At 51.3% G+C, this 23,086-nt stretch carries 12 protein-coding genes; 5 read left to right on the top strand and 7 right to left on the bottom strand.

What is annotated here, in order from left to right; all coding sequences use genetic code 11:
• Positions 1–4 precede the first annotated feature (4 nt).
• The gene (locus AC50Y5_RS17950) at positions 5–2,398 is read right to left on the bottom strand and encodes a transglutaminase domain-containing protein (RefSeq protein WP_494862579.1); all 2,394 of its coding nucleotides are present in this window, start codon (positions 2,396–2,398) and stop codon (positions 5–7) included.
• A gap of 340 nt (positions 2,399–2,738) precedes the next feature.
• Between AC50Y5_RS17950 and AC50Y5_RS17945 the strand changes: the two genes are divergently transcribed.
• A complete protein-coding gene (locus tag AC50Y5_RS17945; protein WP_494862577.1) occupies positions 2,739–9,203 on the top strand; it encodes an immunoglobulin-like domain-containing protein in 6,465 nt (2,154 codons plus the stop codon).
• A 252-nt stretch (positions 9,204–9,455) separates the two neighbouring features.
• Positions 9,456–9,953, top strand: coding sequence for a DinB family protein (locus AC50Y5_RS17940; RefSeq protein ID WP_494862575.1), 498 nt, complete (start codon positions 9,456–9,458; stop codon positions 9,951–9,953).
• Positions 9,954–10,027: 74 nt separating this feature from the next.
• Here the strand turns inward: AC50Y5_RS17940 and ybaK are convergent, their stop codons facing one another.
• Both ybaK and AC50Y5_RS17930 read right to left on the bottom strand, forming a co-directional pair.
• Entirely contained in the window at positions 10,028–10,501 is a 474-nt protein-coding gene (ybaK, locus tag AC50Y5_RS17935) for a Cys-tRNA(Pro) deacylase (RefSeq protein WP_494862573.1), read from the bottom strand.
• Positions 10,492–11,214 carry a MerR family DNA-binding transcriptional regulator gene (locus AC50Y5_RS17930; RefSeq protein ID WP_494862571.1) on the bottom strand — a complete coding sequence of 241 codons (723 nt, stop codon included), beginning with the start codon at positions 11,212–11,214 and terminating at the stop codon, positions 10,492–10,494. Before AC50Y5_RS17930 ends, ybaK begins: the two co-directional genes overlap by 10 nt.
• Before the next feature lie 150 nt (positions 11,215–11,364).
• Here AC50Y5_RS17930 and AC50Y5_RS17925 point away from each other — a divergent pair, with 150 nt between their 5' ends.
• On the top strand, positions 11,365–12,234 hold the full coding sequence (locus tag AC50Y5_RS17925) for an alpha/beta fold hydrolase (protein WP_494862569.1): 870 nt from the start codon (positions 11,365–11,367) through the stop codon (positions 12,232–12,234).
• 9 nt (positions 12,235–12,243) lie between these two features.
• Here AC50Y5_RS17925 and AC50Y5_RS17920 read toward each other — a convergent pair whose 3' ends face one another.
• The 4 genes from AC50Y5_RS17920 to AC50Y5_RS17905 form a co-directional block, all read right to left on the bottom strand.
• Complete coding sequence (locus tag AC50Y5_RS17920) at positions 12,244–15,384, bottom strand: hybrid sensor histidine kinase/response regulator (protein WP_494862567.1); 3,141 nt, start codon at positions 15,382–15,384, stop codon at positions 12,244–12,246.
• Positions 15,385–15,547: 163 nt separating this feature from the next.
• Positions 15,548–16,675 carry a sugar ABC transporter substrate-binding protein gene (locus AC50Y5_RS17915; protein WP_056033623.1) on the bottom strand — a complete coding sequence of 376 codons (1,128 nt, stop codon included), beginning with the start codon at positions 16,673–16,675 and terminating at the stop codon, positions 15,548–15,550.
• Positions 16,644–18,302 carry a response regulator transcription factor gene (locus AC50Y5_RS17910; protein ID WP_494862564.1) on the bottom strand — a complete coding sequence of 553 codons (1,659 nt, stop codon included), beginning with the start codon at positions 18,300–18,302 and terminating at the stop codon, positions 16,644–16,646. The genes AC50Y5_RS17915 and AC50Y5_RS17910 overlap by 32 nt, the downstream gene beginning before the upstream one ends.
• On the bottom strand, positions 18,280–20,109 hold the full coding sequence (locus AC50Y5_RS17905) for a sensor histidine kinase (protein ID WP_494862562.1): 1,830 nt from the start codon (positions 20,107–20,109) through the stop codon (positions 18,280–18,282). The genes AC50Y5_RS17910 and AC50Y5_RS17905 overlap by 23 nt, the downstream gene beginning before the upstream one ends.
• Before the next feature lie 276 nt (positions 20,110–20,385).
• On the opposite strand from AC50Y5_RS17905, the gene AC50Y5_RS17900 reads away from it, so the two are divergent.
• Both AC50Y5_RS17900 and AC50Y5_RS17895 read left to right on the top strand, forming a co-directional pair.
• Positions 20,386–21,435: an ABC transporter substrate-binding protein gene (locus tag AC50Y5_RS17900; protein WP_056033628.1), complete on the top strand. Its 1,050-nt coding sequence runs from the start codon at positions 20,386–20,388 to the stop codon at positions 21,433–21,435.
• Between the two features lie 126 nt (positions 21,436–21,561).
• Positions 21,562–23,082, top strand: coding sequence for a sugar ABC transporter ATP-binding protein (locus AC50Y5_RS17895; protein WP_494862560.1), 1,521 nt, complete (start codon positions 21,562–21,564; stop codon positions 23,080–23,082).
• Positions 23,083–23,086: the final 4 nt, after the last annotated feature.

The raw sequence follows: 23,086 nt of genomic DNA, 5'->3' as shown, positions 1-23,086 counted from the left end.
AATCTTATAATTCCAGCAGCACGTAGCTGCCCATATAGAACAATTCAGCATCGTCATATTGATCAGGTACCTCTTCCCATACGATATCCCAGGTGTCATCCAGCATTTCCGAATAATCGACCTCAGGGGAAAGGCGCAAAATAATTTGATCCTGCCCGCTTTGCACGAGCTTCGTCAGCTCCATGCGATATTGCTTATTGGAGGTGACTTCGAGACCATTTTTCACATAGTAGTCGTATTTATTGCTATCGCCGGTATATTGGCCGAGCTCATCGTCCAGCCAATAAGACACATCCTCTACATATTCCTCGTTAATGGCGGTCGCATCGCTCGCGTTATAGAGCATATAAGGAACATCTGAATTGGTCGCATTGTTGGTCGGATCGACGTTCAGCCATTCTTCGCCAATTTTGACCTTGTTCCATGCATGGGGAACGCCATCCAAATAGCCGGTTACGACAATCGTCTCCACGCCAGCGAGCTCGTTCAGCAGCTTGTAGGTGTAGGCATAGCTCATACAGACGCCGAGTTTATTGACCATTATGCCGTAGGTGCTGTAAGCATCATAAAACTCCGGGTCCACCTTGCGAAAATCATATTTATACGCATTATCCAGCGCATCATCATCGTATACCGTCGTATCGTTCAAATAATCATAGATCGCCAGCCGTTTTTCCTCGTCGTTCATATCTGGCGTAATCGTGGCTGCAATAATGCGTTCGGCCTCCTGCATAATTTCCCGCTGCTTCGCGCGCATCTCCTTGACCGGATTCTCGTAGGACACATAAAGCGAAAGTGTGCGGTAATCGTAGCCGTAGCTTGCCAGCCCGATAATATATGGGTTTTGGTACATGACCTTCTCGACGACGTCAATGAGAACCTCGGTATTTTGCGCTTCGGGAAAGGACATGAGCGAAATGTCTTCCTCTCCGGTCATCAAGTTGCGGGCCAAATATTCCTCTAGCGCCGAGTCGGCAGAAATATTTAGCTTCTCCAGCAGCTTGTCGGTTGGAACCTTTGCTTTATCGCCCTTGGCGACGACCAGTCGCGTATTTTCGATTTGCCGATCAATCAGGTTGTCGGTAGTCGAAGCCGCTTTGGTGTAGCGGGTAATAATAGTCGGCACATTGGCATCCGGTATAAAATAGGTCGTATTTTCCGGCTGGACGTAGCCGGTATTAGCTGTATTATCGGCTTCGTCATCCTCGTCCTCATACCAGGAGGCTACATAATCAATATCCTCAAGGGTGACGTCTTCGACCCAGACGACGCCTGTCAGCGCTGTACCTTTAATGGAATAAGGAATGCGCAGGGGGCTGGACGGCTCAAGGACAAGGGCATCCGTTTCATACACGATGTCCTTAAAGCTGATAGAGCCATCCGTATGCTTGACCTCGACGCTGTATGGCAGATCATCTACGTATTCATAGGTATTGCCGAACAATTCTCCTTCATATTCGTCGGTAACCTCCGTCGGAAGCTGGCTCGACAAATCGGCCGTCACGACGGGGGCGCTGAAGTTGGATTCCTTGCCGTTGGCAACGGCTGTGACATAAAAGTTGCCCTGTACCCCGGTATTTTGCGCGAGTGTAAAGCTCTCGCCCGTATCCAGCTCTAATTGCTCGTAAGTGGTATCGCCAAAATCTTCGAGCTCCGTTCCTTTGACCCGCTCAATCAGGACAGGGGTCTCCAAATAAAAGGCGGATTTTTTGCCCGGAGCGCTTGTCGTTCCATCCGTTTTCCGAGCTTTGGGGAAGGTCTGGTACACCTTGTATTCGCTGACCCCGGTTATTTTATCCCATAGGAGCTTTAGCCTGCCATCCTCGCTTATTTCATAGGTGAGATTCGGAACGGGCAGCTTGGACTCCACCGTGAATGGGATAATGAGCGGCTCCTCCAGCTTTTTGGGCGTAGTGGAAGCCATGTCATAATCAATGCGGAGATAATAAATCGGCGCATTTCCCCAGCCTAATGGATCAGAGGAGGAAGCGGAAGGAAGCGGCAGCACACCTGAATCCAGCGGCTCGACCGTGATTATGCTTTTGCTGCCTTCCACAGGGGTGACCCGGTTGAATGAAGCCATTTGGCTGGAGGGCAGCGCCTGCCGGTCTGTATGAACCGTAATCGTTTCTTCCCACTTTAAATTATCGAGCTGCGTCAAATCGGATTGAAAATGAAAATCGAATTTCATATCTTTGGCTACATTGTAGAGCGGCATAATCGGCTTATTGCTCGTTTCGCCGTATTTTTGCTTTAATTGCTGCACGGAAAGCTTCTCCGGCGTCTGCCAAGCATATTTAAGCAGCTTAATGCTGGAATTGAAGCCATTTGCCGCATCTGACATGCAGCCCGTCAGCAGCAGGCTCATGAGCAGCAGGCTGAGCAGCATTTTTTTCATTGCGCAGGTCTCCTCCGGGAAGTGATGAAATCGTATAGTTAGCAATATGAAAATTTTACCTTGTTAAATTAAATTATTCAATTCATTTCATAGTCATGACAAAAAGGGCCGATCCCATTTGTGCCAAACGCAGCGTATTGATGGGCCCTATACGCAGTGTTAGCCGTGAGAAAAGGTGAAAAACGTACTTTTCAGCCTGCTTATTCTATTTTTGATATCGCGAGGCCGGAATTGAACAAAAAATTAAACGACTGGCATAAATAATCCCATTGTGTAGCGGGGCGCTATGCTATTTAATTATTACGAACCAATGAAAACGCATACATTTAGGAGGGGGAACATGAAGCGAAGAAAAATAGCAGCGGTGCTGCTGGTTGCAGCTATGCTGCTCAGCACGCTGACGGGGCTTGCGCCACGAGCGGTTTGGGCAACGGAGGAGGAGCCTGCTTATTTGGATGAAGGGGTGTCGGCAGCGGAGTCGGTGTACCAGCCCGGCCTGATTTTACACTATGATATGAAGACGACGGCAACCGATGCAGGGCAGACCATTGTGAAAAATGTAGCTGGCGGAACAGCCGTATATGACGGCATTTTCCGCAATCCATCGAATGGCCAGCTTGTGGCGAATGGCACTGCTGGTTTTGCTGGCTTTAACGGAGGCGCGGCTTCCGCGAACAGCGGCTATATTGAAATACCGAAAGGCGCAGGCGGCGAGGATCTGCTGAGCGGCTTAACCGATGTCACGATTTCCTCGCTCGTCAACTGGGAGAACGACGGCACGAACCGTTGGATATTCGGATTCGGTGCCACGACAAGCGATCCCGAGAATGGTAACAAATATTTGTTTGCTACGCCGCGTCATGGCAGCACGGGTAATTATGCGGCTGCCGGCATATCGAAAAGCGGCTGGCGCAATGAAGCGCTGTGGAAAGGGGCTGCTACACTTGCAGCGGGAGCTTGGAAGCAGGTGACGGTCGTTTTTTCCGGTGCAGCGGATACGATAACGCTGTATATTGACGGCGTGAAGGCATCCTCCGGCTCGGCGAAGGGCATTAAGCTTGCCGATATTATTAATACGGGGACGAACTACTCCGGCTATATCGGCAAATCTATTTTCGCGGGCGATGCGTTCTATCGCGGCTTGGTAGGCGACTTCCGCGTCTACAATTATGCGCTGAACGATCAGCAGGCGGCTGATCTGTATACGCAGGCTTCCGGCACAATCACGGACCTCAAGCAGCTTGTGCTGACAGCGGCAGCGGATGCACTCGCTCCAGCGACTATGCTTGCCTCAGGCGATTCGAGCGCTGATGCGGTTACGAAAAATTTGACGCTGCCGGCAGCTGGCCGCAATGGCGTAGCGATTGCATGGAGCTCCAGCGATGCGGCGGTCATTGCCGCAGATGGAAAGGTGACGCGTCCAGCGGCGTCAGAAGCGGATAAGTCGGTGCAGCTAACCGCGAGCCTGACGTATCAGGGGCTTTCCATGCAGCGGGTACTGAGCTTTAAAGTATTGAAGGAATTTTCTGAAAGCGCTATCGCGGAGGCGGATGCGGCGGCGCTAATCGTCCGTAATCTAGATCAGGTTAAGGGCCATTTGACGCTGCCTCAGCTTGGAGGGAACGGCTCCAGCATTGAGTGGGAATCGAGTGATCCGGCGGTTGTGAAAGGCTCAGCGCAGGCGGCAGGCGATGCGGCGCAGCTGGGCAGAGTGCTGCGTCCCGCAGATAAGGATGCCGTCGTTACGCTCAAGGCCACGGTGAAAAAAGGCAGCGCAAGCACACAGCGGCTGTTCCAGCTGACCGTGAAGCAGGCTCCGCCGAGCCTCGATTATGACGCTTATTTCTTTGCTTATTTTACCGGGGAGTATGAGGGCGGAGAAGAAATTTCCTTTGCGACAGCCGAAGACCCGCTCAAATGGCGGGCGCTGAATAACGGCCAGTCAATTATTCAATCGACGCTGGGCGAGAAGGGGCTGCGCGACCCGTTCATTATGCGCTCGCATGAGGGCGATAAGTTTTATTTGCTGGCGACGGATTTGCGCATGGGCGAAAGCACAAATTTTGACCAGGCGCAAATAACGGGCAGCCATTCGATTATGATTTGGGAATCTGACGATCTCGTCAACTGGAGCGAGCAGCGGATGGTCGAGGTCGCGCCGAAAAACGGCGGCAACACGTGGGCGCCTGAGGCAATCTATGACGAGAAAACCGGACAATACGTCGTATTCTGGGCTTCTTCCATGAAGGATGCCGATACGTATGGCAAATACGCCAGCGGCCGACCATCGGGGCAGTACAACGTTATGTATTACGCGACGACGCGGGATTTTTATACGTTTTCCGAGCCAAAGGTATATATGGATGAAGCGTTCCCGACGATCGATACGACGATGCTTCAGGAGGGCACCGACCTGTATCGTTTTACGAAATCGGAAATCGGCTACAAAGTGTTTTATGAGAAGGCAGCTAACGTCTTTGACGATGTTGACGGCATTGCGGCTAATGGCTACCAGTTTACAGCGATTGCCGGTACGAAAAATGGCAGCCAGGGACGCATCGGCCATGGCAGCAACAATGAAGGGCCAACCGTATTCAAGGATATTCGGGAGGACAAATGGTATATGTTCCTCGATTCTTGGCCTTATCATGTACGTGTATCAACCAATCTGGAGGACGGAGCGCAGTTTAGGGATAATCTGCTCGCTGCTGATCAATATGCCCTTCCGCCAGGGCCGCGCCATGGCACGGTCATTCCGGTAACGCGGACGGAATATGATGCGCTGCAAGCGAAATACGGCTTGCCTGGTCCAGCGGAAAAGGAGCAGCCAGTTGTGCATTATACGTTCGACAGCAGCAGCGTAACCGGCACGCTTGTGAAGGATATGTCCGGGCAGGGGCACAATGCGACGCTCGTTGGCGGAGCTACCATTAACGAGTCGGATAAAATAGGCAGCTCTGGCAGCTCGGTGGAGCTGGACGGCGCAACAGGCTATGTAAAGCTGCCAGACAATCTGGTGCGCGACTTGAATTTGGAGAAGACGACGATCGCCACTTGGGTGAAGACTGATCAGAACAAGCTGAACCAGCGGATTTTCGACTTTGCTTCGGATACGGGCAGAGCGGCTAACCGCAATACGATGTATTTGAGCACTACAGGCGATACTGGCGGTCTTGAATTCGCTATCGTGACGCCATTCACGGAGAAATTCGGAAGCGATTCGACGCTGCTTGGCGCGAGCTATAAATATGCGCTTCGCGCTGCGACCCCAGCGGCAAATGCTTGGCATCATGTAGCAATATCCATCGACGGCTTCGAGGCGGTCATGTATGTGGACGGGAAAGAAGTGTCGCGCAGCAGTACCTTTAACGTAGAGCCACGCATGCTGCTGCAAACTTCGATGAACGATATTGGCAAATCCCGAAATGCGAGCCACGGCTTGTTTGACGGCAAGCTGGACGACTTCCGCATTTACAATCGGGCGCTGACGAAGGAGCAGGTTGCTGCGCTTGCAGCGGACTTGCCGGAAACGCCGGGAGGCGGCGAGCAGCCGGAAACGCCGAAGGCGATCGTCCATTATGATATGGGCCAAGTCGACGGTACGACGGTGAAGGATTTGGCTGGAAGCTTTAATGGCACATGGGTCAATTCGCAAAATGCAGAGTGGATACATGCCGGGCAGACGGGCGTTATCAGCTTCACAGGCGGCACGACCAACTCCTATATTGAGCTGCCAAAAGGGGTAACCGATGGCCTGACCGATACGACGGTATCGATGCTGATGAACTGGAGCGGCAAGGCTGGGGCCGAATGGGCTTTCGCATTAGGGCAGAACAGCACCAAATACATGTATTTTACACCACGCTATAATACATCGGCGGCGAATGCGCGGGCAGGCATTGCGACAAATTCATGGAGCAACGAGGTAGCCGCGCAGCACACAGCTGGTCTGACGACCAATCAGTGGAAGCTGGTAACAGCGGTTTTATCTGAAAAGGAGCAGACGCTAACGCTTTATATTGACGGTGTAATGGTAGGAGCAACCGCAACGGGCGGCAAAACCATGGCCCAGATTCAAAATGCAGGCGGCATCAGCGGCTATATCGGCAAATCCTTTTATACGTCCGATCCCTATTTCGGCGGCATGGTCGCTGATTTTAAACTGTTCAACGGCGCTTTGAGCGGGGCAGAGGTTGGGGCTCTACAGCGGGAGGCTGCGGCGAAGATCGCTGCACTTGACGGGCTCACGCTGGAATATGCGGCGAACCATTTGGATTACAGCGCTTTTCTGAACGGCAATGCGAGCAAGGACAGCATTCGCACGAATTTGAAGCTTCCGGCAAGCGGCGGACATGGCACAACGATTACTTGGGTGTCTGGCACGCCGAGCGTCATATCGAATACGGGTGCTGTCACGCGTCCTGCCAACGAAGCAGGCAACCAGAGCGTCACGCTGACAGCTACGATTACAGATGGAGCCAAATCGGTGACTCGCAGCTTCACGGTCATCGTGGAGAAGGATGCGAGCCTCATGGAGAAAGCGCTGCTGGATGCGCAAAGCCTAATCGTCCATAACTTGGCCGATGTTCGCGGACATTTGACGCTGCAAGTGAAGGGCGCGAATGGATCGGCCATTGCCTGGGCCAGCGAGCAGCCTCATGTTATAACGGCGACAGGCGAGGTTACACGTCCCGCGCATGGCGCAGAGAGCGTAACCGTTAAGCTGACCGCCATCATTACGAATGGCGAAACCTCGATTTCGAAAGCGTTTCTAGCGACGGTGAAGCCGCTGCCTGCGCCAGCCGACTATAAAGGCTATGCGTTCACCTATTTTACGGGGGAAGGCTCGGCGAGCGGCGAGCAAATTTATTTTGCACTGAGCAAAGGTAATGATGCCTTGCACTGGCAGGAGCTGAATGGCGGGCAACCAGCGATTACGTCGAATTTGGGTGAAAAGGGTCTGCGAGATCCGTTCATTATCCGTTCCCCAGAGGGCGACAAATTTTATCTGATCGCAACCGATTTGAAAATTTACGGCAATGGCGATTGGGGAGCCGCCCAGACGAGCGGAAGCCGCTCGATTATGGTATGGGAATCGACGGATCTAGTGAATTGGTCGAACCAGCGAATGGTAGAGGTCTCTCCGCCGGAGGCCGGGAATACTTGGGCTCCAGAAGCGTTCTATGACGAGGAGACCGGTGAATATGCCGTATTTTGGGCATCGAAAATGTATGCCGACGAAAGCCACAGCACAGGTACGCATCAGCGCATGATGGTGGCGAAAACACGCGACTTCTATACGTTCTCGGAGCCGGTCGAGTATATGAACGATGGCTACTCGATTATTGATACGACGATGATTGGACATGATGGCAAAGTTTATCGTTTTACGAAGGATGAGCGCAGCAATAACAGTGCGACGCCGAATGGAAAGTTTATTTTTCAGGAGTCAGGCAGCAGCGTCTTTGACAGCAGCTTTAAGGTAATCAAGGAGGGCATCGGGCGCGGACAAATTTCACAAGGCGAAGGGCCGACCGTATTTAAGTCCAACACCGAGGAAAAATGGTATATGTTCATTGATGAATTTGGCGGCAGAGGTTATGTGCCGTTCGAGACAACGGATCTCGATTCGGGCGAGTGGAAAATATCGACGAATTATGAGCTCCCGTCACGGCCGCGCCACGGCACGGTCATTCCAGTTACGCAAGCGGAATATGACCGCCTGCTTGTAAGCGTACCGAAGGCTGGGCAGTCCGAGTCTGGAACGAAAGTAACCGGTGTGCAGCTTGCGCCTTCAGCACTTGCACTGAAAGCAGGGGAAGGAGCGCAAATGTCAGCGAATGTCGCGCCTCTGGCTGCGACGAATAAGTCTGTCGTCTGGTCGAGCAGCAATCCGGCTGTGGCAATGGTGGATGCAGCAGGTTATGTGCGCGGGGTTGGAAAAGGTGCCGCCTATATTAGCGTGGCAACCGTAGATGGCGGATTTATTGCCGTATCGGCAGTGAAGGTAAGCGCAGGTGAAGATAACGGTGGAGGAACGACGCCAACGCCGACACCAACGCCAGGAACGACGCCAACACCGACACCTAGCCCAACACCAGCAGAACCGACACCGACCGTACCAAGCCCAAGTCCAACACCGACCATACCGGGCTCGACGACTGGTCCAACACCGACGCCGGTCATATCGATTCCGTCGACGGCACCGGGTACAACGCCAACGACACCGAGTCCAAAACCGAGTACGGAGCCTAGCCCAACACCGTCTGGCGCTTTTAGCGATACAGCGAACCATTGGGCGAGCGCTTCGATTGCAAAGCTGACGGAAAAAGGACTGATGAAGGGTTATCCGGACGACAGCTTCAAGCCGAATGCCGCGATGAGCCGCGCTGAATTTGTGACGGTCATCTATCGCATGCTTGGCATGGATTCAGTTGGAGGAGCTAGCAAAAACTTCAGCGATGTTCCGGCAGATGCGTGGTACAGCGGAGCGGTTCATGCCTTGCGTGAAGCGGGAGTCGTTAGCGGCGATGCCGCAGGCACATTCAGGCCTAACGATTCCATTACGCGGGAGGAAGCTTTTGTGCTCGTATACCGCATTGTGAAGGAAAAGCTTGCGCTCAGTGGTGATAGCGATGAACCTTTATTCACTGACGATGCAGCGATTTCAGACTGGGCGAAGGAGGCGATAGCTGCTTTGTCCGCAGCAAATGTACTGAGCGGCTACGATGATGGCACGCTCAAACCGAAGGGCAGCATTACTCGAGCGGAGGTCGCGACGATTTTGGCGGCATTCGTAGAATGAGCAATGGATGCTAGCTGAAAAACCAGCGAAATAAAAATACGGCGGAAGCTCCCGAATGTTTGCCCGGGAGCCTCCGCCGTTTTATTTTCAAAAGTGCTATCGCTGAAAATTCCTCGCATGATTGTAGAGTTCAATATATTACGACTAAGGCGAAACTTCCGCTGCTAGACATCGCTTTTCACAAAGAGGTACAATTTAAAACAGATCCTTTATGCTCGCAGCATAACGGTCTACAAGAGAGGATGACGACACATGCCAAATTCAAATCATTTATTTGGACAAGCCCTTGTCAAATCGCTGGTGGGGGAACGAGGTCATATTCGCATCGCCCGTGCTTTGCCCGACATGGATGCCGAGTTGGCGGGACGTATTCATCAAGCTATGCCTTACAGCATTTATCAGCTGTTGAAACATATGCATTACTGGCAGCAATTCATGCTGGAGCATTTGGAAGGACGGAAGCCGCAGCTTCCTGCAAACGTTATGGAAAGCTGGCCAGAAGAGACTGCCCCGCAAGACGAGCTGTCCTGGCAGGCGGATATTCAGGCCTTTCTGGCTGGAGTCGATCAAGCGGTAGCTATTGCCGAAACCGCGCAGCTGGATGAGCCGCTTCTGTATTTTCCCGGCGAGACCAAGGCGGGGCTGCTGCGCAATATTGCGTCCCACAATTCGTACCATCTGGGCGAAATTGTGCTGCTGCGCCGCTTTTACGGTGCTTGGCCTCCTCCAGGAGGCGGATTTCCGGCGTAACGGATAGAGACACCCTTTACAGTTGCTTAGGGGCATAGGGGCAACCGCTATTAATATTAGCAGCCCCTAGCCCTTTATTTTATGACCTCAGTAAATAATGCAGCGACAGTAGCGGCGAGCTGTTCAGGGGGAAGCTCCAGCTGCAGACCAACTTTCCCGGCGCTGACGACGATCGTCTCCTGCAGCTCAGCGCTGCTGTCGATAAAGGTAGGATACCGCTTTTTCATGCCAATTGGAGAACAGCCGCCGCGTATGTAGCCCGTCCACTTTTGCAAATCCTTCACTGGAAGCATTTCAAGCTTCTTCTCCCCGGCCGCTTTGGCCGCTTTCTTCATATCCAGCTCAGCCCCAACCGGAATGACAAAAATGTAGAGGCTGTTTCCGCTATGCGTGACCAGCGTTTTGAACACGCAATCCGGCGCTTTTCCAATTTTCTCAGCTACAGCACTGCCGTGGATTTTCCCATCCTCGTTATCATAGGTGTGCACCTCATAAGAAATATGGTCGGCATCCAGCATTCGCATGGCATTCGTTTTGGTTACTTGCATGTGTGGTCCTCCTCTGTGTAGAAATCGACGTATTTCATAAGCTGGGCAGCTCCTTTAAATTGTGTGATCAGCTTTTCGTTTAAGTTTTGAAGGGCAAGGTGAAACGCCTGATCGATTTTTGAATAGCTTTGCAGCTCGAAGGCTTTTAAGAGCTCCTTCATATTTTCGATATAATAGATCGTTTTTCTTAAGCTGCTAATGACTAAAATTTTTCTTAATTCCGGTACATTGAAAATGCGATAGCCATTTTCTTTATCCCTTTCGGAAACGATCAATCCCTCTTTTTCCCAATGCCTTATTGCGGAGGTGTTCACCCCAGCCATTTCGGCAACTTTGCCAATCGTCATGGCATTCGTCATTTTAATATTTCGATATTTGCTAAAATCAGTATTTTTAATCAGCATAAGAATTTCTTCAACTCTTTGTTTTTCTACTTGGTTGAGGTACAGCTGGTTGTTCACCAGCCAAAGCGCCTGCACCTGATCGCCGTTTTTTATTTTTCGCATGACCTCATAAACGGTTGGTATATCATAGCCTTGCAGCAACGAGCGAATCGTTATAAAAGCTTGAAAATGGATGGGCAAATAAGACCTATGGTTGCCTATTGTTCTCGGTACATCCGGGAGCAAGCCCTGCTCCTCATATCTTCTTAAAGTAGTCGTACTTATGTTCAGCTCATTGGCAATTTGTACAGGGGTAAATGTATTTGTCATGCGCCTGCTCCTCATTAAAGTAAAACCTTCAAGTGCTACGATAACATAAAAATGCCTGCATCGAAATCCTGCCGCTGTCTCATGATGAAAAACTGGAATATTGCATGAATGTTGTATGGTATTCATATAAGCGGATTAGGAGTGGTAATCATGAAAAAAATCGTAACTTTAAATGACGGTTCAAAAATGGAGGCGGGTCTAACCGGGAACCCTACCGGTAAAGTCATCATGCTGCCAATAGCCAAAAAATCGGTTTATGGCCAGCAGGCTGAAAGCTTGAAAAGGTGGGGGGTAGACCCCGAGCTGGGGGAGCATTTTATCGATGGACTATCCGATCAGTTTCAGGTTTTGTATTTTGATTATGAAGGCCATCTTTTTGAAAATCCTCAGCCGGATCAGCTCACGCCTGACCATATGACAAAGGATTTTCTGCTCATAGCTGATGAAATGAAGGTGGATACCTTTAGTTATTATGGCTACTCATGGCTTGCATTAGCTGGCTTGCAACTGGCAATTCGAACTCCCAGATTGGAAAGCTTGATGATGGGTGGATTCCCGCCATACGAAGGGCCTTATAAAGAAATGATGATCGTAACGGAAAAGACTCATGGGCAAGCTTTAAAAGATCCAAGCAGCTCTAAGGCTGCTAAATATGAAGAAAATACGAATCCGGATGAAATCGATTGGGATCATGTCCAAATCACTCTCGATCCAAAGCAAACCCAACAATTTTTCACCTTGTATCAAAATTTAATGGATTTTGATGATACGTCCATTCATAAAGCTTTGGACTTTCCTAAACTAGCCTTCGCTGGAGAACAGGATACGATTGTTTACGGCGAAAGCTTCGGCAGTGTAACGGTTGATATGATTGGTATATTGCAAAAGAATAAACAGCAGCTAGAACAATGGGGCTGGGATGTGGCTATCCTCGAAGGAGGAGGAATGGACCATACCCAAGCGATGCAGCCTAATGCTGTTCTGCCCTTGATTAAACCCTGGTTGATGGAGCATTTGTAAATGATCTATCTACCGATCTGGAATAACAAACGACACGGTTGTTCCTTCATTAACGCTGCTCACAATCGACAAGCCCTGGCCGTACAGCTGCTGTAATCGTCGATTCGTATTAGGGATGCCAATTCCAGCTTTTTCACTCAAAGCAGCATTTTGCAATTGAGCGACCTTCTCCTGATCCATTCCCTTGCCATTATCTTTTACTTCAATCAGGGTGAAGCCCTCCCGGCGAGTGATGGAAAGCTGAATCGTACCGCCTGCGTTTCGGCTGAGGAGACCGTGCTTGACGGCATTTTCGATCAGCGGCTGAATAGAGAGCGGGGGCAGCAGCAGGCTAATGCCCGGCTCCACCTCCCATTCAATCGACAACCGATTCCCGAACCGCGTTTTTTCAATATAGAGATAGGCTTCAACGAGCGCGAGCTCATGAGACAGCTCTACCAACTCTCCTGTATTCAGATAATCAAAGCTAATTCGTAAAAAGGACGAGAAGGCCTGACCCAGCTTGCGCATGCTTTCCGTATCAATATCACTTAACGCCATTAACGAATTAAGGGTGTTGAATAGGAAGTGGGGCTGGATTTGCGCTTGCAAATAGGCGGCCTCCATACGCAGACGCTCATTAATGGATAGCTTTAGCGCTATCAATGCTCTGATCCGATATTTTAACTCCAGAGCATCTACGGGCTTCGTCACGTAGTCGCTTGCTCCCGCTGAAAATCCGGTGTAAATGTCGGCTTGCTGGCTGCGTGCGGTTAGAAGCAATACGGGCAGCTCCGACATGGAAAACTGCTCTCTTACTTTCTGCGTTAATTCATAGCCGGACATTTGTGGCATCATGACGTCAGCGATAAGCAAATCCCACTGCCGTGTCCCAAGCAATTGCAGCGCTTCCCGGCCGGAACGGGCGGTTGTAAGGGTGTACGGCTCGGTCGAAAGAATGCTCGCGAGGACATTCAGATTGATCGGATCGTCATCAACGGCAAGAATATGGGCGAACTCTTCCTTAAGCAGCGGCGCAAGGGTGGCGGCAGCCTCCATTTCCCCTGAGAAATGATGCGGGAGTAGGAAGCCAGCGGGCGTCTCCTCGATGATTTCTGGCACTTGTCCAGAAGTTTTCGGGAACTTTGCTAGCGGAAGCTTGGCCTCATCTGCCAAAGGCAGATTAAAGCTGAATACAGAGCCTTTGCCCAATTCAGAGCGAACCGTCAATGCTCCGCCGTGCAGCTCGACAAGCTGCTTGCAAATGCTTAAGCCCAGTCCAATGCCTTGCCCATCGCTTATTCCAAAAGAACCTTGCTCATAAGGGAGAAAAATTTTCTCCTGCGTTTCTTTATCTATACCGAGTCCCGTATCGGAAATATGAATAATCGCTTGCTTGTCTCTCATTTCGGCCGAGACGGTAATGCTTCCTTCCTCCGTATACTTGAGGGCATTATGCAGCAGGTTATATAAAATTTGAACGAGCCTTTTCTCATCGGCCAAAACCAAGGGCAGCGATTCGGATATATCCATATGCAGGTTGATTGGCTTGTGCTCCTTCATGAATTGCAGCATCGCGATAACACCGGGTGCAATAGCCTGAATGCTCAGGGGCTCCCGCTGCAAAACGATGCGTTGTTCCTGAAGCCGGGCAACATCGAGAAGATCGCCAAGCAGCTGTGACATTCGCCTGCTGATCGTAATGAGGAGCTGCATATCCTCAAGACTGCTTTTCGCAAGCCTGGTCTTCTCTTTGGTGACAACGTTATAAGCGATATTCATAATACCGTGCAGCGGCGTACGGAGCTCATGAGACGTATTTGCTAAAAACTGGTCTTTAATTTTATCGGCTTTTTGTAACTGCTTGTTCAAATCTCTGTTTTCCCTCGCATTTCGAAAATACTTTTTAAACCAATAGGCCGAAAAACCAATAATGGCAAAAATAATGTCAATAGGATAGTAGACGGTGGTAACATCTCTTGCATTCTCAGCAATACTCCATAATAAGTTGGAAAGGATGCCTGCTGCGGACAACAGCAAGAAAATGATGTCATTATCTTTATTTTTTTGCAAAATCATCGTTCCGACTATGTATATAAACCAGGCGAATGAGATGAAATTTATCGTATTCAATATATTGTAATGAATAAGCCCATAAGCCATATAGACTGGCGAAATCAGAAAAATGACGGTAAAAACTACAATGGCCGCATTGTGCGTTCGGAACCAGTTTTCCCGCAGAGGAGTCGCGTTGAAGCTTTTGAATAGCAGAAGCAGGAGCACATTTTGCCACAGCAGAGAAATCATTCTAATCTTGAAACTCCAAGTATAGTTGATCGGCAGCCACAATAAGAGTACATTGTCGTGGCCTATTAGAATTGTAATGCCCACGGATAACGTTAACAGCGCTGCGATCAACAATCTCTTCTCTTGCGGACTGAATAGGTAGAGAATGCAAGCATATACGCAATGAAGCAGCAGAATAAGAAAAATGAGCATCTGAAACCCAATCGAGTACCAGCGTACAAAATCAATAGTGGCCGCAGTGCCAAAGCGAATCGGCGTTACAATACCGCCCTTATAAGGGCTGTCGAAATTGGCCGCATGAATGACCAATTCGATCTCTGTCGCTCCTTCAATGCCATAAGTAGAGGTGAAAGAGGCGCTTTTCGGCGTATATTCATAGGCAGAGTCGGCAAGCTTGCCCATGCCCCCATTATCTTTTCCGTTAAGTTCAATTTCTGATGCCGCCTGAATGGTTCTAAACCAAAATGAAACAGGAGTCTGAAGCGGATCGATCAAAATGCGAAGACGATACGTTCCATATCCGTACGAGTTGCTAGATTGGTGCGGCAACGCGCTGCTCCAATCGCCTGGAACGACAACGTAGCTTGCATCGGATTCCGTCTCCAAAAGCTCGCTGCCCGTTAGAAATTTTTCAGGATAAAACTGCCATTCTCCATTCAAATTAAGCACGGGGGAATTTTCTAAATCGATACCGCGAAGGTCAAGTACACCGCCAACGGCATGCGGTTGCTGGTCTGACATGGGAAAGAGGACAGACCATGCCCATCTCATGCTGACTAATGCAGCAAAAATTAAAAGCATGATCGTTATATATTTAAAACGTGTAATATGTTTTGCCTGCAGGACGTTCATCAATTTTGTCATAAATGAATAAAACCTCTTTTGACCGCTCTTTATTGTTAATCCTTTACATTATAGCATAGGATTTAGCCATTCTCTTGCTTGGCTGCTAAAGAGAGCAGGTAACGATTAGCAAAAAGCCCTTAGAATAAACATTGGGGACCTGTGAAGGTTTGCCAGTGCTATGCTAAGGGGCGTTTAAAAGGGAGATGTCCTCCTGCGTAATTTCCAGCGTGCCTGTGTCATCGAACAGAGGTAGCGTCTCGCCAGCGAATGCTTGCAGCAGCCGCTCGATAATGCGTGTACCCCATAATTGCTCATTTTGCGACAGTGACGCTGTAATTTGTCCATTCTGAATCGCTTCCTGAATTTCCGGCATCATGCCGAACGTTAGGGAATAGCGGTTTAGACCTTGCGCTTTCCAGACGAGCACCGAGGCGGAGCCGGAGAGGGCATCCATCGATACGAGCGCGTCAAAATGCGGATGGTCATCGATCATTTTTTCCAGCTGCGCCAGCGCGCGGGTTTCGTTGCCTTCGTTATACAACACATCGAGCACTTGAATGTCGGTCTGCTCATTAATATAGGTCAGCATGCCTTCGAGGCGCTCGCTTAAGCTTTTCATCCGCGCCATTCCGTTCTCGACAATAACCATTCCCCGCCCGCCCAGCAGCTCGGACAGCATATGCCCCATTTGGGCACCCGCAGCAGCATGATCCGTTCCAATGAAGGCAGCGCGCTTGCTGCTGGGTGAATCGGATTCAAAGCAAATGACCGTAATGCCCGCCTGTACGGCTTTGTTAATGACGGGAACGAGCGCTTCCTCATCAATTGGATCAAGCGCTATGCCGTCAACCTGCGACGCGATCATCGTCTCCATCATTCGGATTTGCTGCTCCAGATTCGCTTCATCCGGCGCCTTCACTATGAGCTTGACGCCGTGCAGAGCTGCTGCTGCTTTGGCGGATTCCGTCACCGTCTCATAATACGGATGCGCCATCGGATATATAATGCCAAAGGTAGCGATGTCGGGTGCTGCTGTTGAAGCACTTGAAGCAAAAGGGGAGGGTGAGGGAGAGCCGCCATCCTGGCTGCTGGATGAGACGATGCGGGTATCGCCTGCGGTCTCTTTACGACTATCGCCGCTGCTAGAGCTTCCAGCGGCAGTGCCTGCTGCTTCATCATTTGTACAGCCTGTCATTAGCAGATTGAGCATGAGCAAAGCTATAAGCAAAGTAGCGAGCAGGGGCCTTTGCCACAAAACCGATAGCCCATGGGCCAGCTTATGGAAAAACAATGCTGCCTGAGCTCGCATGGTGATGCACCCCTCCTGCCGCTTGCGCGCTGCCATCCTGTTCTTGCTGCTTGCGAAACTGCGTTGTCGTCATGCCGGTTACCCGCTTGAACAAATTGGAAAAATAATGGGCATCATTATAGCCGACCTGATGGGCGATTTCATACGACTTTGCATTCGACGCCTGCAGCAGCTCCATCGCTTTGCGGATGCGCGTGTGGGTTAGAAATTCAATAAAGGTTTGCCCCGTCTCTTGGCTGAACACTTTGCTAAGATGGCTGGGGCTGACGCGCACATGCTCCGCCGCATCATTCAGCGACAAATGATCATCGCCATAATACTTCAAAATGTAGTCTTTCACCTGGCTTAGCATTTCGGCGTATTTATCCGCGGCTCCAGCACGCCATTGCCAGAACTGTGCCAGCAGCGTTTGGAGATAACAGCAGGCATCCTCTTGGCTGCGTACCTCGCTCATGGCCCGCTGCAGCTTATCCAGCTGCTCCTTCGGCATATCCGGATTCCGCTGAATGGATTTGGCGATATGAACTGCTTCAATCGTCAAGTCATTGAGTAAATAATAGCCGTAAAAAGCGCCGCGCCAGTCAAGCTGCTGAAGCCCAGCTGCAAAGCTGGCAATGAAAGACTCCGTCTTGGCGGGCGTGCCAAGCTTGAGGAAGTCGATGAAGCGCTGGCGCTGGGCGACCACCGATTGCTCGGATAAGCCGGAGGCAGCATCGCGCAGCGCTTTGCGGTTTTGCCCGGAGAGCCTGCGCCAATGCTTGTCATCCTCCGCCTCCAGATAGGAGGAATGGATACCTTGCAGGCGATCCTGAATGCTGCCGATGCCGACGGCTATCGTGCAGCTGGCACTGCGCTCCGCCTGCTCCTTCCAGCTGGAGGCGAACCGCGCCAGCACCTCTTGCAGCTGCGGCAGCGAATCGCTCTTGAGCAGCCAGATCGTCTCCGTCTGGCTGCGCTTATAGGACAGCGTGCCCGGCAGAAGGGAGCTGACCGCTTCGTGCAGCAGCAGCTCCGTCTGCTGCTGGGTCGCCATATGAACGCTGACGGAGCCTTCCGGGCAGCGAATGTCCGAGATGGCGGCTGCGTAATAGCTGGCCGTCAGTCCAATCGAAAGCGAGCCGGCCTGATGGATCGCTTCGGCCGTTGTAATAAAGCCGCTGCATAAATCGCTGAGCAGCTTATGCCGCATCTGTTCTGCGCTACCGCCTTGGGCGAGCTGCTTCTTCTCCAGCAGCTCGCGCTCATAGCGCTCGCGGTCAATGCTGCGGCTGACGTCATGGAGCGTCCGCACGATATCGGCAGCGCTGACCGGCTTGAGGCAATATTCCTCTACGCCGACGCGGAGAGCGGCTCTTGCATATTCAAATTCGTCATGCCCGCTGAGAATAATGATTTTGATGTCCGGCATCCGCTCGCGGACGATGGCGCTCAGCTCCAAGCCATCCATAAACGGCATCTTGATATCGGTAATGAGGATATCCGGCTGGCGCTGCTCAATGAGCGGCAGCGCCAGCTCGCCATCAGAGGCGTCCCCGCAAAACATAAAGCCTTCTTGCTCCCAATTGATACAGTCCCGAATGCTTTCCCTGACAAGAATTTCGTCGTCAACGAGCATAACCTTTTTCATTCGGCTTCATCCTCTCCATTGGAATGCGGATCGTAACCTTGGTTCCGAGCTGGTCTTCGCTTTCTACGATAACGGTATAGGCTTCCCCGTAATAGAGGCGCAGCCGCTGCTGGACGTTATGCAGGCCGAAGCCGCCGGATACCTCCGAGCCTGTCTCCTCGGGAATATGCTGCATGCGCAGCGCCTCGCGCAGCTCGGCAAGGCGCTCCGGCTTCATGCCGATGCCATTGTCCTCAATCATCAAATACAAGTCCGAATCTTGGCTGGCATAAGCATGTATGCGGATTAAACCTTTACCGCGTTTATTTTTAATGCCGTGATATAAGGCATTTTCAACGATGGGCTGGAGCGTCATTTTCAAAATCGGCAAGTCCTTCAGCTCCTCCGGCACATCCAGCTCATATTCCAAAATGTCGCGATAGCGCATCTGCTGGATGATCAAATAGCTTTGCACATGCTCCAGCTCATCCCTCAGGGCAATCCAGTCCCGCCCCCGATTGAGGCTAATGCGGAAAAAGCGCGACAGCGCCTGTACGAGCTGGATAACCTGCGCGCTGCGCCCGGCTTCCGCCATCCAGACGATGGAATCGAGCGTATTATAGAGAAAATGCGGATTAATTTGCGCTTGCAGCGTCCGCAGCTCTGCCTTCTGCAAATGCTCCTGCTCCTCAATGCTTTGCTTGAGCAGCTGCTTGATTTTCTCCAGCATTATGTTGAAGCTGTTGCCCAAATCGGCAATTTCGTCATGGCCGCTCGGCTGTACCTTGACCTCAAGAAAGCCGCCTGCTGCCAGCCGCATCTTGCTCTTCAGCAGCTGAATCGGCCGCGTCAGGCGGGCTGTAATGAAATAATGCAGCGTAATCGCAAACACGATGCTGAGCAGCACGCTGATAATGATTAGCTGGCGAATTTCATTCGCCTCGGCAACAATTTCCTGCAGCGGCACGGAGCCGACGATTTTCCAGCCCGTTGTAGACGAGGTTGTGAAGGCGACGAACTTCGGCCTGCCGATGCTATAATCCACAAAGCTGTTTTGCTGCAGAGCGAGCTGCGCGCTTAGGTCGGCTGGCGGCTGTACCTTCGCCAAGCTCGTCATGGCCGAGGGGAGGAAGATGGGATTTCCCGCCTGATCAAGGACATAGACGTAGCCGCTTTCGCCAAGCGTAATATTTTCACAGTAACGCTCGATGATGGAATCATCCAAATCTATGACGATAAAACCGATCACCTCATGGGTAATTTGCTGCTTGACCGTTGCCATGATGGAGATGACGTTATGCTGCGAATAATGAAAGCCATCGAGACGGTCCAGCGGTGAGGCGTCCGGCGGGGGAATGTTCAATACCTCATCCGGATGGTTCAGCAAATATTGAAAATGCGGATTGCGCAGCGGATTCCTATCTAGTTGGAACACGCCTTTACGCTCGCTTAAGCCCCGTCCATACAGGTTGACGACCGTAATGTTGAGCACGCTTTCGTATTTATACGTTTCCCGGTACAAATTCATCGTTTGAATAATGGCTTTGGCATCCTCATACGTATCCGTTTGCGAAAATAAATAATGCAGCACCTGCGGGTTGTTTTCCAGCTCCAGCAGCCTTCCCGTATCCTCAAGCAGCGCATCAATGTCATTGCCAAGCTGGCCCACGACGAGCATGGTCGCTGCTTTGCTGTGATCGGATACCGCATTGTACGATTTTTGATAGGAAATGAGGCCAACGGCAATCAGCGGGACGGAGGTCAAAATAATGAACATCAGCAGCAGCTTAGCCCGAAGGCTTGAGAAAATCCAGCGCATCAGCTTCATAGGTTTATAGGAACCTTTCAAATTGGAAATGTATGCGATTTCAAATCTATCCAACCTTCACTATACCAAATTGCCCCAAACCTCGCTACGCACAGATGAAGGATCGACGAAATTTCCACCTTTCGCACAAAAAATCAAACCATTTGCCGCCGTTGCTGGAAAATTACCCAAAAAATCAAATCGAACGGCTATCGGACTCCGTATCCCGGTCTTTTGAAAGCGTTCTATAATGAGGGCACGCCAAAGTTGGTGAATGACAGGGGAGGTAATACAAAGATGAAAAAAGCAGGAAAACTAGGCATGTCGCTGTTGATGGCGACGATGCTGCTCGTCACATCCGCTTGTGGAAGCGGCAATGGAGGAACGAATACGGCAGGAGCTGGCAATACCGGTGGGACGAGTGCTCCGGCAGCGGCGAGCAGTGAGCCAGCGGCAGCGCCGGCGGATAAAAAAGTGACGCTCGGCTTCGCACAGGTTGGTGCAGAAAGCGGCTGGCGTACAGCGAATACGAATTCGATTAAGGAATCGGCGGCAGCGGTCGGCTATGACTTGAAGTTTTCCGATGCCCAGCAAAAACAAGAAAATCAAATTAAAGCGATCCGCTCCTACATTCAGCAAAAGGTGGACGTGATCGCGTTTTCCCCGGTTGTGGAATCCGGCTGGGATACGGTATTGAAGGAAGCGAAGGATGCGGGCATTCCGGTTATATTGACAGACCGCGCCGTTGATTCGTCGGATACGTCGCTGTACGAGACGTTTATTGGCTCCGACTTCGTAGAAGAGGGCCGCCGCGCTGGACAATGGCTAGTAGATAAATATAAGGATTCGACTGACGAAATTAACATTGTCGAGCTTCAGGGCACAACCGGCTCGGCGCCAGCGATTGATCGCAAAACAGGCTTTGAGGAAATCATTAAAGACCATGCCAACCTGAAGGTTATCGCTTCCCAAACGGGCGATTTCACCCGTGCGAAAGGCAATGAGGTTATGCAATCCTTCTTAAAAGCGAATAAGAAAATCGACGTTCTGTATGCTCATAATGACGACATGGCGCTAGGCGCGATTCAAGCGATTGAAGCAGCAGGCCTCAAGCCGGGCGAGGACATTGTCATCATTTCAGTCGATGGCGTTAAAGACGGCTTTGTTGCGGCAAGCGAAGGCAAAATCAACTTTATCGTCGAATGCAATCCGCTGCTCGGGCCGCAATTGATGCAGGCGGTACAGGATGTACTGGATGGCAAAACGATTGAGAAGCGTATCGTGACGGAGGAAGGCGTCTTTACTTCGGAGCAGGCGAAGGCCGCGCTGCCTGACCGGAAATACTAGAAGCAGAGCTTAAAGCCAGCGAAGGAAGCCGAACAAGGCTGGTCCACGTACCAGGCGGACGGCTTCCTTTTTCATCTTTTATCGTTCATCGCACAGGCGAAATTCCAAACCAAAGGGGAGAAGAAGATGGAGCGGGAACGCGAACCTATCCTGCAAATGAGCAATATCCATAAAGGCTTTCCAGGCGTAAAGGCTTTATCCGGCGTGAGCTTTCGCCTCTTTCCCGGCGAGATCCATGCGCTGATGGGCGAAAATGGGGCGGGCAAGTCAACCTTGATTAAGGTGCTGACTGGCGTGTATTCCATTGATCACGGCACGGTGGAGCTTGCGCATCAGCGTATGGCTATTGATAGTCCTCAAGCGGCGCAAACGGCCGGTATTAGTACGGTTTATCAGGAAGTAAATTTATGTCCGAATTTGACGGTTGCTGAAAATATTTTTATCGGCCGCGAGCCGCGCCGTTTTGGCCGTATTTTATGGAAAGAAATGAATGCGGCAGCCGAGAAGCTGCTGCTCGAACGCTTGCAAATTCGTTTGGATGTAAAGCTGCCGTTATCGGCTTATTCCGTCGCCATTCAGCAGCTTGTTGCGATTGCTCGGGCGCTGAATATTTCGGCGAAGGTGCTCATCTTGGATGAGCCGACGTCGAGTTTGGACCGCAATGAGGTGAAGCAGCTGTTTGAGGTCATGAACAAGCTGAAGGTGGAAGGGCTGGCCATTTTGTTCGTCACGCATTTTCTGGATCAGGTATATGAGGTGTCCGATCGAATAACCATTCTCCGGGGCGGAGAATTTGTAGGGGAGTATTTGGCGAAGGAGCTTCCCCGGATAGAGCTCGTATCGAAAATGATCGGCAAGGAGCTGCAGCAGCTTGATGCGCTGCCGCGTGAGAAAGAGGCGGCTGCGGCAGCCGAGTCTTCGCAGCAATTGGTTATTGAAGCGAAGGCGCTTGGCCGCAAAGGGGCAATTGAGCCGTTCGACCTCCATATTCGCAAGGGAGAGGTCGTTGGCCTAGCAGGCTTGCTCGGCTCAGGAAGGACGGAGCTGGCACGGCTGTTCTTCGGCGCAGATAAGCCTGATGAGGGCGCGCTGCGGGTGAACGGAGTGAAGGAGGGCATCGCTTCGCCGCGCGAGGCGATCGACCAGGGAATTGCCTTTTGCCCGGAAAACCGCAAAACAGAGGGCATAATCGACGAGTTGACGGTGCGTGAAAATATGATTCTCGCCCTGCAGGCGACGCGCGGCTGGTTCCGCGCCATTCCCCGCAAGCGGCAGGATGAGCTGGCTGATGAATATATCAAGGCGCTCAACATTAATCCGCCGAACCCGGAGCAGTTGATTAAAAACCTTAGCGGCGGCAACCAGCAGAAGGTCATTCTTGGCCGCTGGCTGCTGACGCAGCCGAAGCTGCTCATTCTTGATGAGCCGACGCGCGGCATTGATGTCGGCGCAAAGGCGGAAATTCAGAAGCTTGTGCTGAAGCTGTCGGGCCAAGGCATGTCGGTGCTGTTCGTCTCCTCGGAGCTGGAGGAGGTGCTGCGGGTCAGCGACCGGATCGCCGTGCTGCGGGACCATGTCGTAGTCAAGGAAATAGAAGAAGATGAAATGAGCCAGCAGCAGCTTATGCAGGCGATGGCAGGGGAGTGAGCAA

The organism is Paenibacillus sp. JT22N7, from assembly GCF_059383875.1.
Note: the sequence above shows the minus strand (reverse complement) of the source record. Positions and strands in the feature narration are given on the sequence as shown.